The following is a 13,652-nucleotide window of genomic DNA, read 5'->3' as shown; positions in this document are numbered from 1 at the left end:
GTTCCCTGCTCTCCTTGTTGGGCCCGAAGTTTCACTTTGGGGGGATGGGGACTCCCCCCGATGAGAGGTGAATCCTCTGCACGGCCCAACCAGGGCCGTAAGTGCGTACTGCTTATGGGATTACTAGCTCGCCATGCGGCGGGCGGCGTCCTCGAGACGGTCCGCGATGGAACCGTTGATGACCTCGTCGCCGACCTGCACCCGGATCCCGCCGAGGACATCGGGGTCCACGTCGAGGTTCAGGTGCATCGGGCGGCCGTAGAGCTTGGCCAGAGAAGCGCCGAGGCGCTGCTTCTGTCCGTCGCTCAGCGGCACCGCCGAGGTGACCACGGCCACCATGCGGTTGCGGCGCTCGGCGGCGAGCCGGGACAGGGACTCGAGTCCCGCTTCCAGGCTACGTCCGCGCGGCGCGGTCACCAGACGCTTCACCAGACGCTCGGTCGTCACGTCGGCCCGGCCGCCGAGCAGGCTGTGCAGCAGCTCGCTCTTGGCCGCCGTGGTGGCGGCCCGGTCGGTCAGCGCGGCGCGCAGCCCGGTGTTCGAGGCGACGATCCGGCCGAAGCGGAACAGCTCGTCCTCGACGTTGTCGAGCGAACCCTTCCGCTGCGCCGCCGTGAGGTCGGCGGTGGCGGTGAGCTCCTCGAGGGCGTCCACCAGGTCGCGGGGCTGCGACCAGCGGGAACGCACCATTCCGGACACCAGGTCGGCGGTGGTGCCGCCCACCTGGGTGCCGAGCAGGCGCTGGACCAGCTCGGCCTTGGCCTCGCCGGGCTGCGCCGGGTCGGTGAGGACCCGACGCAGCGACACCTCGCGGTGGAGCAGCGCGGTGACCGCGGCCAGCTCGTCGGCGAGCTGTGCCGCGTCCACGGACGTCGAGTCCGTCAGCGCGTCGAGACGCTCACGTGCGGCTGCGGTTGCCTCGCGGCTCGCTCCGTGCGCTGTCATCGAGTCGCCTCGGCCTTCTCCTCAAGCTCGGAGAGGAAACGGTCGATCACGCGGCTCTGCCGGGCGTGGTCCTCGAGGGACTCGCCGACGAGCTTGCCGGCCAGGTCGGTGGCCAGGTGGCCGACGTCCTGACGCAGCGCCTGAGCGGCGGCCTTGCGGTCGGCCTCGATCTGCGTGTGACCGGCGGCGACGATCTCCTCGCGCTGCCGCTGGCCTTCCGCGCGCATCTCGGCGATGAGCGTGGCGCCCTGCTCCGTCGCTTCCTGGCGCAGGCGCGCGGCCTCGTGCCGGGCTTCGGCGAGCTGAGCCTTGTACTGCTCAAGAACGCTCTGGGCCTCGGTCTGCGCGGCCTCGGCCTTCTCGATACCGCCCTCGATGGCCTCGCGGCGCTGCTCCAGAACCTTGTTGATGTTCGGGAGAAGCTTCCAGGCCAGGAAACCGAAGACGATGACGAAGGCGAGCAGGCCGATGACAAGCTCGGGGATCGGCGGGATGAGAGGGTTTTCCTTCTCCTCGGCCGCCAGAATGAGCAAGTGGCTCATGTCAGTGCCTTTCGTCTAGTGGGCTGTCGCTGATCTGGTGGATCAGACGCCGTAGACGAACGGCATGACCAGACCGATGAGGGCGAGCGCCTCACAGAAGGCGAAGCCGAGGATCTGGTTGGCGCGGATCAGACCGGCGGCTTCAGGCTGACGGGCGAGGGCCTGGGTGCCGTTACCGAAGATGATGCCGACGCCGACGCCGGGGCCGATGGCCGCGAGGCCGTAGCCGATGGAACCGAGGGAGCCGGTGACGCCGTCGGCAGCAAGGGTCTGGAGAGCGGACATGCCGATTCTTCCTTCTTCTTTACGGACCGGTGGGGGTTGGCCACCGGACGATCAGGGGGTGGTGAGGCGGGGCGCTCAGTGGTGCTCGGCGAGCGCGCCCTGGATGAAGGTGCAGGTCAGCAGCACGAACACGTACGCCTGCAGTGCCTGGATGAACAGCTCGAAGGCCGTCATGACGATGACCATGACGAACGAGACGCCGGCGTAGGCGATCCCGAAGCCGTTGAGCAGGTACCAGGACGCGATCGTGAACAGCAGCAGCAGGGTGTGACCCGCGAACATGTTCGCGAAGAGTCGCACCGCGTGCGTGAACGGCCGGACGATCAGGTTCGAGAGCAGCTCGATGAACATGGCGAGCGGCAGAACCGGGCCCAGCGACTTGTCGTAGCCGCTGAAGTTCTTGAACGCTCCGACGAATCCGTGGCGCTTGAACGTCAGGGACACCCAGACGACGTAGACGATCAGGGCGAGAACCGCGGGGTAGGCGATGATCGCCGTGACCGGGAACTGCGCGACCGGAATGATCGACCAGAGGTTCATCATCCAGATGAAGAAGAACAGCGAGACGACCAGCGGGACGTACTTCTCGCCTTCCTTCTTGCCGATCGTCTCGTAGACGACACCGCGGCGGATGAAGTCGTAGCCGGCCTCGGCGACCATCTGCAGCTTGCCCGGGACGACCTTCGGCTTACGGAAGGCGGCCCAGAAGAAGCCGACGACGATGATCGAACCGAGCAGCGCCAGGAGCATCGTCTTGTTGAAGTACAGGTTGCTGTCCGCGTCGCCCCAGAGGGGCTCGAACAGGAACGAGTGCAGGCCGGGAGCCGGGAAGCCACAGCCGTCGAAGATGTGGCAGTCGGTCTCGAAGGCGAGCACCTGTGTCGGGTCAGCACTCACCGCGGGCTCCTTCAGCGTGGCGCATAGGTACGGCAACCTCGTTGTGTCGGCGCGGCGGACAGCCGCGGTTCGGCACTGGACTGGTGTTACGGATGTGGGGGCGGCTGTGGGGCATCAAGCCTCGCGATTGAGCAGGCGTCAGCTCAGATGCCCGCGCCCGCGATGCCGCAGTTGGCACCGGACGATAGCAGGATCTCTTACGCGCACTTATCCCGGCCCTACCCCTCACGACGAGTGCCCCTTCTTTTCGGGCTTTTCGGCCTTCGAAGAGTCGGGTTCGACGTACAGGATCTTGGCCTTCATATGGGCACGCGCCTGTGCGCCGATCCACACGAGAGTGGTGACGAGCAGGGTGAGCGCGAAGGACTTGGGGTTGAACAGCGAGGTGTTCTTGAACACGGCGACAAAGATGAACAGCAGAAGAATCTGCGCCGTGTAGAGCAAGAGGCCCATCGCCTGGAACAAATGCGGAAGCGATTTGGCGGTGCGCTGCAGAACGTAGAGCCCGAGCCCCATGAAGAGGATCACGACCAGCGTCGCGACGACCGCCCCGATCGCTCCCTTGCCGCCGGCGACCACACCACTGACGACGGCGGCGATCGCGCCGACGGCAGCTGTGGGCACAGCGGCTTGAAGGAGAATCCGGGCGTCATTGGACGGCATGGCGGCAACTCCGCTTGCTAAGGGGGGCGTGTCGTCATGGACGAGCGTAGACCCGGGCCGAGAGAGAACCTCACACCAACGGACCGTCGTACTGGGGTCCTTCGGCTCTGCCCTGGGTTCTCGTGAACCGTATCACAAACTATTTGATGAGGTCTTTACCTCATGGGTGTGCTGACCGTCACACATGAGAGTGACACTGCGCGTTTGTGCGCGCCGCGCGCCGACTTGTCTGATATTGGGGTGCTTTCTTACCCCACGTTTTGGTCACGCGTTAGTCAGATTCTTACCTTCGGATCAACGCGACGACTCGGCCTCACGTCGGTCCAGGAGTCGCGAACGGGTACCGATCGCCGTCGCTCCGTTGACTCCTGAGACTCCGGCGGCCACCGGCGCACGGTGCTCACGCGCCTCGTCGGGCTCCTCGGCCCCTGCCGTCTCGTGGGTGACCGCGGCCCCCGCCCCGGCCGCCACGGCGGCCCTGCGGCGGCGGTAGCGCGGCGGCAGGAGGTGTTCGGCCCAGCGCGGGGCGCGGGGCGTGAAGCGGGGCAGCAGGAGCAGCACGAGACCGACCGCACTGAGCGCGGCGATGACGAGCACGCTCCACATGGCTCCCGAGTTGACCGAGTACGCGAGGGCGCCGAAGGAGATCAGCGCCGACCAGAAGTACATGATCAGGACGGCCCGGCTGTGCGAGTGGCCGACCTCCAGGAGGCGGTGGTGCAGGTGCCCGCGGTCCGCCGCGAACGGCGACTGTCCGCGCCAGGTGCGCCGCACGATGGCGAGCACGAGGTCGGCGGCCGGGATCGCGATGATCGTCAGCGGCAGCAGCAGCGGGATGAACACCGGCACGGTCTGGTGCACGGTGTTGCGCTCGGAACCGGAGAAGAGGTTCATCACGTCGGGGTCGATCTGCCCGGTGATGGAGATCGCGCCGGCGGCCAGCACCAGACCGATGAGCATCGAGCCGGAGTCGCCCATGAAGATCCGCGCGGGGTGCATGTTGTGCGGCAGGAAGCCCAGGCACATGCCCATCAGGATCGCCGCGAACAGCGTCGCCGGGGCCGCCGCCTCGATGCCGTACGAATACCAGATGCGGTAGGCGTAGAGGAAGAACGCGGCGGACGCGATGCACACCATGCCGGCGGCCAGTCCGTCGAGACCGTCCACGAAGTTGACCGCGTTGATGGTGATGACGACGAGCGCCACCGTCAGCAGGGTGCCCTGCCACTGGGTCAGCGCGACCAGACCGACACCCGGGATCGGCAGCCACAGGATCGTCAGACCCTGGACGACCATGACACCCGCGGCGATCATCTGGCCGCCGAGTTTGATCAGGGCGTCGATCTCGAACTTGTCGTCCAGCACGCCGATCAGCCAGATCAGGGCCGCTCCGGAGAGCAGGGCGCGCGGTTCGTTGGAGTTCGAGAACACCGCGTTGAGGTTCGTCAGGTGGTCCGCGACCAGCAGGCCGGCGCACAGTCCGAAGAACATCGCGATGCCGCCGAGCCTCGGCGTGGGTTCCCGGTGCACGTCGCGCGCCCGGATTTCCGGCATGGCTCCGGCCACGATCGCGAACTTCCGTACCGGCCCTGTCAGCAGATACGTCACCGCGGCCGTGATGCAGAGCGTCAGCAGGTATTCACGCACGGGCTTCCCCACAGGTCTCGCTGGCCATCACAGCCCCACACCCTAGCGATGCACGCATACGGTTGAGGACTTCCGGGTAGCGACGATGGTTGCACGAGTGGCTGTGCACCTCGGTACGCGTACCCCCGGTCAGTCCGGATAAGGAGGAAATCTTCCCGTCAGCTCCCGCACTTCCTCCCGCGCGGTCCGGCCGTCGATCTCGTCCTTCAGCACCCCCGCGAACAGGGCGGAGACCCGGGCCATCTCCCGCTCGCCCATCCCCTGCGTGGTCAGCGCGGCGGTGCCGAGCCGCAGGCCGCGGGCGTCGCCGTGAGGCAGCGCACAGGTGTCGAGGACCATACCGGCGGCCGCCAGCCGGCCGCGGGCGGTGCGCCCGTCGACACCGAGCGGCGCCGGATCCGCGGCGAGCAGATGGGTGTCGGTGCCGCCCGTGGTGATCGCGAACCCCTCCGCGTCCAGTCCCTCGGCGAGCACGCGCGCGTTGGCGACCACCTGATGGGCGTACGCGGTGAACGCCGGGCCCGCCGCCTCGCCGAACGCGACGGCCTTGGCCGCGATGGTGTGCATCTGCGCGCCGCCCTGGGTGAACGGGAAGACGGCCCGGTCGATCCGCTCGGCCAGTTCGCCGCCGCACAGCAGCATGCCGCCGCGCGGCCCCCGGAGCACCTTGTGGGTGGTGGCGCACACGACGTCGGCGTACGGCACCGGACTGGGCGCCGCTCCCCCGGCGACCAGTCCGATCGGGTGGGCGGCGTCCGCGATGAGATAGGCGCCGACCTCGTCGGCGATCTCCCGGAACAGCGCGTAGTCGATGTGCCGGGGGTACGAGATCGATCCGCAGACGATCGCCTTGGGGCGGTGGGCGCGGGCCAGGGTGCGTACCTGGTCGTAGTCGATGAGCCCGGACTCCGCCGACACCCCGTAGCCGACGAAGTCGAACCAGCGGCCGGAGAAGTTCGCGGGCGAGCCGTGGGTCAGGTGACCGCCGAAGGGCAGCCCCATCGCCAGCACGGTGTCACCGGGGCGCAGCAGGGCGGCGTATGCGGCGAGGACGGCCGAACTCCCTGAGTGGGACTGGACGTTGGCGTGTTCGGCGCCGAAGAGTGCCTTGGCGCGGTCGACGGCGACCCGCTCGGCGACGTCGACGATCTCGCAGCCGCCGTGGTGGCGGGCGCCGGGATACCCCTCGGCGTACTTGTTCGCCAGCGGCGAGCCGAGCGCCGCCAGCACGGCCGGCGAGGTGAAGTTCTCGGCGGCGATCAGCTGGAGCGTGGTCGACTGCCGGTCCAGCTCACCGAGGAGGATCTCGGCCAGCTCGGGATCCTGATGGCTCAGGACATCCGTTTCGAGCATGCTTGCGACCGGCATGGTGGACTCCGGACCTCGGCGGGGCGCTTACGTCCAATGTAGGGCCGGGACCGGTGGGGCGCCCGGTCTCACGTCCGCGCGGGTACTCCCGTCAGAGCGGTGACGACCGGATCCAGCGCCTCGTTGATCTCGTCCCCGATGGACCGGAAGAACGGCAGCGGCGCCCCGTAGGGGTCGTAGACCTCGTCGGCCTCCGCGGTCGGGGCCAGCAGCCAGCCGCGCAGGGCCGCCGCGGCCCGCACCAGCGCGACGGCGCGCTCGATCACGCCGTCCTGGAGGGGCGGCAGGGTCGCGGTGTCTATGGCGCGCACCAGCCGGGTGAACTCCTTCAGGGTGAAGGTGCGCAGGCCCGCCGAGTGGCCCATGGAGATGACCTGGGCCCGGTGGTCGCGGGTGGCCGTCAGGACCAGGTCCGCGCGGATGACGTGGTCGTCCAGCAGTTCACGGCCGACGAAGCCGGAGGCGTCCGCGCCGAAGTCGGCGAGGACGGTCTCGGCGTTGGCCTCCATGGGCGCGCCCTCGTGCCCCCAGGTGCCGGCGCTCTCCACGATCAGGCCGCCCCACAGGGGGTCGCCGAGGCGGTCCGCCAGGGCATGCCGGGTCAGCCGCTCGGTGATCGGCGAGCGGCACACATTGCCGGTGCTGACGTGGAGGATGCGGAAGGACCCCTGGGGGGACCCACCGGTCCCCATGATCCCCGTGCCTATCCATCCACGCCCCGCGTCAGGGGCTGTCAATTCGCCACCTCGAGGTCGGGTACGACCTTCCGGAGCTCCTCCGCCGACAGCGCGCCCGCGCGCAGCAGCACGGGCACCTTGCCGGTCACGTCGACGATCGAGGAGGGCACGTTGCCCGGGGTCGGACCGCCGTCCAGGTAGACCGAGACGGAGTCGCCGAGCATGTCCTGCGCGGCGTCGCAGTTCTCCGGCGCCGGGTGGCCGGTGAGGTTGGCGGAGGAGACGGCCATGGGGCCGACCTCGGTGAGGAGCTCGATGGCGACCGGGTGCAGCGGCATGCGGATCGCCACCGTGCCCCGGGTGTCGCCGAGGTCCCACTGGAGGGACGGCTGGTGCTTGGCGACGAGCGTGAGGGCGCCGGGCCAGAACGCGTCGACGAGTTCCCAGGCCATCTCGGAGAAGTCCGTGACGAGGCCGTGCAGGGTGTTCGGGGAGCCGATGAGGACGGGGGTGGGCATGTTGCGGCCCCGGCCCTTGGCGTCCAGCAGGTCGGCGACGGCCTCCGAGGTGAACGCGTCGGCACCGATGCCGTAGACGGTGTCCGTCGGGAGGACCACCAGTTCGCCACGGCGGACGGCGGACGCTGCCTCACGCAGACCTGTGGTGCGGTCGGTCGCGTCGTTGGTGTCGTATCGCCGTGCCATTTAGCGGGCCTCCTCGTACACGTACTGCTGGCTGGGGGTGCGGGGGAACGCGGTGCGCGCGCGCACGACGGCGCCGTGCGCCGAGGCAGCCCGGGCCGGGCTCACGGCATCGCCTTGCGGGCGGTCGCGAACCGCGGCCGGTTGTTGAGGTCCGGGTGGTCGGCCGCGTCGGCCCAGCCCCGCTCCTCGGTGAAGATCCACGGCACCTGTCCGCCCTGGGTGTCGGCGTGCTCGATGACGACGACGCCGCCGGGGCGCAGCAGCCGGTGCGCGGTGCGCTCGATGCCGCGGATGAGGTCGAGTCCGTCCTCGCCCGAGAACAGGGCGAGTTCGGGGTCGTGGTCCCGGGCCTCCGGCTGCACGTACTCCCATTCGGTGAGCGGGATGTACGGAGGGTTGGAGATCACCAGGTCCACCTGGCCGTCGAGGTCGGGGAAGGACGCGAGGGCGTCTCCCTGGCGCAGGTCGACCCTGGACCCCTCGACGTTCTTGCGCGTCCACCTGAGGGCGTCCTCGGACAGCTCCACGGCGTGCACGCGGGAGCGCGGGACCTCCTGCGCGAGGGCGAGCGCGATGGCGCCCGAGCCGGTGCACAGGTCCACGATGAGCGGTTCGACGACGTCCATCGCGCGGACGGCGTCTATGGCCCAGCCCACGACCGACTCGGTCTCCGGGCGGGGGACGAACACGCCCGGCCCCACCTGGAGTTCGAGGTAGCGGAAGTAGGCGCGCCCGGTGATGTGCTGGAGCGGCTCGCGCGCCTCGCGGCGCGCGGTCACCTCCCAGTAGCGGGCGTCGAAGTCGGTGTCCTTGACGGTGTGCAGCTCGCCCCGCTTCACGCCGTGGACGAAGGCGGCGAGCTCCTCCGCGTCGTTGCGCGGCGAGGCCACACCGGCGTCGGCCAGCCGTTGGGTGGCCTGGGCGACTTCCGCGAGCAGCACGCTGCGGGGGTTCTGGGGTCGCCCCCCAAAATGTTGCTGCACGCTGGTCCTCCGGGGCTGAGCTGTTGTCGTTTGCTGTTATGCGGCGGCGAGCTTGGCGGCCGAGTCCGCGTCGACGCAGGCCTGGATCATCGCATCGAGGTCGCCGTCGAGGACCTGGTCCAAGTTGTACGCCTTGAAGCCGACCCGGTGGTCCGAGATGCGATTCTCCGGGAAGTTGTACGTACGGATCTTCTCGGAGCGGTCGACCGTGCGGACCTGGCTGCGGCGGACGTCGGAGGCCTCCCGCTCCGCTTCCTCCTGCGCCGCGGCGAGGAGCCTGGAGCGCAGGATACGCATCGCCTGCTCCTTGTTCTGCAGCTGGCTCTTCTCGTTCTGGCAGGAGGCGACGACTCCGGTGGGAATGTGCGTGATGCGCACCGCGGAGTCGGTCGTGTTGACGGACTGGCCGCCGGGGCCCGAGGAGCGGTAGACGTCGATGCGGAGGTCGTTCGCGAGGATCTCGACGTCGACCTCCTCGGCCTCGGGGGTGACGAGGACACCGGCGGCGGAGGTGTGGATCCGTCCCTGCGACTCGGTCGAGGGCACGCGCTGCACGCGGTGCACGCCGCCCTCGTACTTCATCCGGGCCCAGACGCCCTGGCCGGGCTCCGTCGCTCCGTTGCCGCCCTTGGTCTTCACGGCGACCTGGACGTCCTTGTAACCGCCGAGCTCGGACTCGGTGGAGTCGATGATCTCGGTCTTCCAGCCGACGCGCTCGGCGTAGCGCAGGTACATGCGCAGCAGGTCACCGGCGAACAGGGCGGACTCGTCGCCGCCGGCGCCCGCCTTGATCTCCAGGATGACGTCCTTGTCGTCGCTCGGGTCGCGCGGGACCAGGAGCAGGCGGAGCTTCTCGGTGAGCTCCTCGCGCTGCTTCTCCAGGTCCTTGACCTCGGCGGCGAAGTCGGGGTCGTCGGCGGCGAACTCCTTCGCCGTGACGATGTCCTCCCCGGTCTGCTTCCAGGAGCGGTACGTCGCGACGATCGGGGTCAGCTCTGCGTAGCGCTTGTTGAGCTTGCGCGCGTTGGCCTGGTCGGCGTGGACCGACGGGTCAGCGAGCTTCTTCTCCAGATCGGCGTGCTCGCCGATCAGTTCCTCGACCGCCTCGAACATCTCCGGCTCCAATGGACTGTCCCCAGCCCTCGGCGGGCTCGGGACGTAGATACGGCGTGGGGGTCCCCCTGCTCGAACGGGGTCGAGCGCCCGGGGGAAGGGGCTGCACCGCAAAGCGCCGGTCCCGGCGTCCCCGTGCGGGGGACTCCGAAGACCGGCGCTGTGGGCTCGCTACTTGTTGGCAGCCGCAGCCTTGCCGAAGCGGGCCTCGAAGCGGGCCACACGGCCACCGGTGTCGAGGATCTTCTGCTTGCCCGTGTAGAACGGGTGGCACTCGGAGCAGACCTCGGCACGGACGGTGCCGCTGGAGATCGTGCTGCGGGTGGTGAACGACGCGCCACAGGTACAGCTGACCTGCGTCTCGACGTACTCGGGGTGGATGTCGCGCTTCAAGGTGTCTCCTAGTTTCGGGAGGGCACCGGGTCGCCACCGCGGGATGCGGGCGCGTGAACCGGGGCCGACGTACCAGTCTGCCAGCACTGGCCGTATCCCCCAAAACGGGGGGACGCGACGATCTATTCCCGAAGGGTCCGCGCACGGGCCGGCCTGGGGCGGACGGGGCTCAGCCGGGGCTGACGACGCCCTTCGCGGTTCCGGTGGCGGTGCCCTTGGTGGCCGCCTTCGGGATCGGCTGGTCGGCCTTGAGCGCCTTCCAGACCAGCTCGGCCTTCTTCTTGTCGACCAGGACCCGGTTGCCGTCGGCCGGGTCGTACTGCACCGGCATCGTGACCATGGTCATGTGGGACGAGCCGATGCCCTTGAGGCCGCCGGCGAAGGAGGCGAGGTCGGTGACGCTGCCGATGTCCGAGTCGGTGGTGACCGTCTTCGTGGCGGTGTCGGCGAGGTCGTACAGGTTTTTCGGGTTGGACAGGATCCCGATGTGCTTGACGCGGTCGACCAGGGCCTTCATGAAGGCCTGCTGGAGCTGGATGCGGCCGAGGTCGGAGCCGTCGCCGACGCCGTGCCGGGTGCGGACCAGGCCGAGCGCCTGCTTCCCGTCGAGGTTGTGCGACCCGGCGGCCAGGTGCAGATGGCTCTCGCGGTCCGAGATGGCCTTGGTCGTGGTGACCGTCACGCCGCCCAGGTCGTCGATCAGCTTCTGGAAGCCGCTGAAGTCGACCTCGATGTAGTGGTCCATACGGATGCCGGTCATGGACTCGACGGTCTTCACCGCGCAGGCGGCGCCGCCGGTGGAGTAGGCGGAGTTGAACATCGCGCCGGAGGCCGCGGCGTGGCGGACGCCCTCGGCGTCGACGCAGGAGGGGCGCTCCACGAGCGTGTCGCGGGGGACGGACACCACGCTGGCCTTCTTGTGGCCCTTGTACACGTGGACGATCATCGCGGTGTCGGAGCGGGCGCTGCCGTCGTCGGTGCCGCCGCCCAGCTTCTTGTTGCCGCCGGAACGGGTGTCCGAGCCGAGGACCAGGATGTTCTCGGAGCCGTTGTCGACCTTGATCGGCCGGTCGCTGCCGAGCGCCTGGTTGATGTCGACGTTCTTGAGGTTGCCGTTGAGCTTGAAGTACAGGTAGCCGGCTCCGGTGCCGCCGAGCACCACGATGCCCGCCGCGGTCCAGGCCGTGACGAGCAGGGCCTTGCTCCGCGTGCCGCGGGGCCTGCGGCGGTCGCCCTTCTGGCGGGGCGGGGTGCTGGGGCCGGGATCGCCCGGTATGGCGGGCTCCGGCGTGCTCTCGGCAGGCATGTATTCCTCGGCTTCCTCTTTGCTCTCGGTTACCCCCTGCTTTCGGGGCCAGACCCCTCCGGTGGTGACGAGGCGTACCGCTCCATGGTCACTCCGTACGGTCAGACGGGGAAACCCGGGAAAGGGTTGCACGACAAAACGTGCCCACCGCGTAGCGCGGTGGGCACGTCGAGTGTTCGGTCCGAGCGGGCGCATACCCGCTCACCTGCGATGTCAGCCGAAAATGTCGTACTGGTCGAAACCGGTGCCGACCGAGATCCGCGTGGCGAAGATCTCGCTGGTGGCCTTGCCCGTACCCGGGTACAGGTACAGCGTGCCGCCGGAGGTGCGGGCCAGGAAGTCGGCCTTGCCGTCGCCGGTCACGTCACCGACGGCGTCGAAGGCGTCGTAGCTGCTCCAGGTGCGCACCTTGATGCGGGAGGAGAAGGCTCCGCTGCCGGTCTTGCCGGTGCCCTTGTACAGGTAGATGTACGAGCCCGTCTTGCTGCGCGCGATCAGGTCGGCCTTGCCGTCGCCGGTGAAGTCGCCGTGGCCGCGCACCGAGTTGTACTGGCTCCAGCCGGTGCCGACCTGGACGCGGGACGAGAAGGTGCCGTTGCCCTTGCCCGGGTACTGCCACATGACTCCGGAGGAGTCGACGGAGAGGATGTCGGGCAGGCCGTCGCCGTTGAGGTCGCCCGGCGCGATGATGCGCTGGCGGGTGCCCCAGCCGCTGAAGATCTGGGTGGTGGACCAGTCTCCGGCCGACGGCACGAAGTGCGACCAGAAGACGTTCCCGGAGGCGCTGTCGCGGACGACGAGGTCCTGGTAGCCGTCGCGGTTCAGATCGCTCTGGAGCACGACGTTGACGCCGTCCCAGTTGCCCCAGGCCTCGCGCGTGGCGAACGAGGTGCCCTTGGAGTCCTTCGAGTAACCCGTCTTCGTCGACTTGGCGCGGACCCACAGGTCGGCCTTGTGGTCGCCGCTCAGGTTGGTGTCCTCGACCCGCGGGTAGGTGGCACCGACGTAGGTGCTGACCTTCGAGAAGACGCTGTAGGCGCCCTGTGCGACGCAGTCCTGGACACCCCAGGAGACGACGCCCACGATGCGGTCGTTGACGATCAGCGGGCCGCCGGAGTCACCGTTGCAGGCCGTGGTGGTGCCGGCGTCGCTGCCGGTCGCCTTGGTGCCCGCGCAGACCATGTGGCCGGAGACGAACTCGCTGCCGTAGGCGGACTTGCAGGTGGTGTCCGAGTTGATCGGCAGCGTGGCCGTCTTCAGCGTCGGGGAGATGTCCTCGGTCGTGGAGGTGGTGCGGCCCCAGCCGAAGAGCTTCGCCTTGGTGCCGGACGCGTACGACGCGGTGTCACCGGACGTCGTCATGCGGATCGGCTTGGCGGTCACGGGGTTCGCCAGCGTGATGACCGCGATGTCGTTGTCGATGGTCGTCGCGCTGTACGACGGGTGGTTCCACTGCCGCCAGGGGGCGGAGACCGTACCGCCGTGGACGCCGTCCTCGTCGGCCAGCTGCGTGGCCCCGGTGATGACGGCGCCGTTGGCCTTCCAGTCGTAGCCCTTGACGCAGTGCGCGGCGGTGAGGATCTTCGTCGGCGACACGACGGAACCGCCGCAGAAGAAGCCGAGGTCGTTGGCCTCGTCGTAGTACCAGAGCTGGGCCATGAACGGAGCCGTGCTGATGGTCGTCGTGGTACCGCCGATGATCTTCGGGTCGACCTTGGCCGTGACGGTGCCGGCGCTCAGCGACGCCTTCTGCGTCGTCCTGCCCGCGATGTCGTCACCGGCGACCGCACCCTCGACCCGCTTCTCCAGCACCGCCTGGGACGGCGTGGAGTTGCCGACCTTCACGTTCGGCGTGGGCGGCGTCGACACGGGCGCCGCGTTCGCCGACGACATCAGCAGCGCACCGGCGACCGCGGCGGCGAGGCCTGCCGCGGCAACCGGAACGGCGATCCGTATACGGCGTCTGTGCTTGCCGCCCCCGGACGTGGACGTGGACGTGTCCACTCAAGTCCCCCCTCAGAGTCAAGAGTTCAGATCTGCGTAAGCAGTACTTCAAGGGCGCGATCGTACACGTGTCCCGGACAGCGCAAGGGGCCGCCCCCGTCACTCGCGTGACGGGGGCGGCCCTG

General features: G+C 68.9%; 14 protein-coding genes. All 14 read right to left on the bottom strand.

Annotated features, from left to right (window positions below):
* Nucleotides 1-123: 123 nt before the first annotated feature.
* The 14 genes from ACFYW7_RS23595 to ACFYW7_RS23530 all read right to left on the bottom strand — a co-directional run bounded on the left by ACFYW7_RS23595 (nt 124) and on the right by ACFYW7_RS23530 (nt 13,416).
* Nucleotides 124-945, bottom strand: coding sequence for a F0F1 ATP synthase subunit delta (locus ACFYW7_RS23595; protein ID WP_389505424.1), 822 nt, complete (start codon nt 943-945; stop codon nt 124-126).
* Entirely contained in the window at nt 942-1,487 is a 546-nt protein-coding gene (locus ACFYW7_RS23590) for a F0F1 ATP synthase subunit B (protein ID WP_351543471.1), read from the bottom strand. The genes ACFYW7_RS23595 and ACFYW7_RS23590 overlap by 4 nt, the downstream gene beginning before the upstream one ends.
* Before the next feature lie 42 nt (nt 1,488-1,529).
* A complete protein-coding gene (locus ACFYW7_RS23585; RefSeq protein WP_389505421.1) occupies nt 1,530-1,772 on the bottom strand; it encodes a F0F1 ATP synthase subunit C in 243 nt (80 codons plus the stop codon).
* A gap of 75 nt (nt 1,773-1,847) precedes the next feature.
* On the bottom strand, nt 1,848-2,669 hold the full coding sequence (gene atpB / locus ACFYW7_RS23580; protein ID WP_389505418.1) for a F0F1 ATP synthase subunit A: 822 nt from the start codon (nt 2,667-2,669) through the stop codon (nt 1,848-1,850).
* Nucleotides 2,670-2,894: 225 nt separating this feature from the next.
* Complete coding sequence (locus ACFYW7_RS23575) at nt 2,895-3,332, bottom strand: hypothetical protein (RefSeq protein ID WP_389505416.1); 438 nt, start codon at nt 3,330-3,332, stop codon at nt 2,895-2,897.
* Nucleotides 3,333-3,626: 294 nt separating this feature from the next.
* A complete protein-coding gene (locus ACFYW7_RS23570) occupies nt 3,627-4,979 on the bottom strand; it encodes an MraY family glycosyltransferase (protein WP_389505414.1) in 1,353 nt (450 codons plus the stop codon).
* A gap of 129 nt (nt 4,980-5,108) precedes the next feature.
* Nucleotides 5,109-6,347 (bottom strand): serine hydroxymethyltransferase, encoded by a 1,239-nt coding sequence (gene glyA / locus ACFYW7_RS23565; RefSeq protein WP_389505412.1) that lies wholly within the window; start codon nt 6,345-6,347, stop codon nt 5,109-5,111.
* A gap of 68 nt (nt 6,348-6,415) precedes the next feature.
* Nucleotides 6,416-7,084 carry a protein-tyrosine-phosphatase gene (locus ACFYW7_RS23560; protein WP_389505410.1) on the bottom strand — a complete coding sequence of 223 codons (669 nt, stop codon included), beginning with the start codon at nt 7,082-7,084 and terminating at the stop codon, nt 6,416-6,418.
* Nucleotides 7,081-7,728 carry an L-threonylcarbamoyladenylate synthase gene (locus ACFYW7_RS23555; protein ID WP_389505408.1) on the bottom strand — a complete coding sequence of 216 codons (648 nt, stop codon included), beginning with the start codon at nt 7,726-7,728 and terminating at the stop codon, nt 7,081-7,083. The genes ACFYW7_RS23560 and ACFYW7_RS23555 overlap by 4 nt, the downstream gene beginning before the upstream one ends.
* Before the next feature lie 101 nt (nt 7,729-7,829).
* Nucleotides 7,830-8,669, bottom strand: a complete 840-nt coding sequence (gene prmC, locus ACFYW7_RS23550) for a peptide chain release factor N(5)-glutamine methyltransferase (RefSeq protein ID WP_389505406.1) — start codon at nt 8,667-8,669, stop codon at nt 7,830-7,832.
* A 78-nt stretch (nt 8,670-8,747) separates the two neighbouring features.
* On the bottom strand, nt 8,748-9,824 hold the full coding sequence (prfA, locus tag ACFYW7_RS23545; protein WP_389505404.1) for a peptide chain release factor 1: 1,077 nt from the start codon (nt 9,822-9,824) through the stop codon (nt 8,748-8,750).
* Nucleotides 9,825-9,995: 171 nt separating this feature from the next.
* Nucleotides 9,996-10,217 carry a 50S ribosomal protein L31 gene (rpmE, locus tag ACFYW7_RS23540; protein WP_100595864.1) on the bottom strand — a complete coding sequence of 74 codons (222 nt, stop codon included), beginning with the start codon at nt 10,215-10,217 and terminating at the stop codon, nt 9,996-9,998.
* 169 nt (nt 10,218-10,386) lie between these two features.
* Complete coding sequence (locus ACFYW7_RS23535; protein WP_389505401.1) at nt 10,387-11,523, bottom strand: LCP family protein; 1,137 nt, start codon at nt 11,521-11,523, stop codon at nt 10,387-10,389.
* Between the two features lie 213 nt (nt 11,524-11,736).
* On the bottom strand, nt 11,737-13,416 hold the full coding sequence (locus ACFYW7_RS23530) for a trypsin-like serine protease (protein WP_389505592.1): 1,680 nt from the start codon (nt 13,414-13,416) through the stop codon (nt 11,737-11,739).
* Between the last annotated feature and the right edge of the window lie 236 nt (nt 13,417-13,652).

This window comes from Streptomyces sp. NPDC002580, assembly GCF_042889485.1.
Classification (GTDB): domain Bacteria; phylum Actinomycetota; class Actinomycetes; order Streptomycetales; family Streptomycetaceae; genus Streptomyces.
This window is presented reverse-complemented; position numbering and strand designations above follow the sequence as displayed.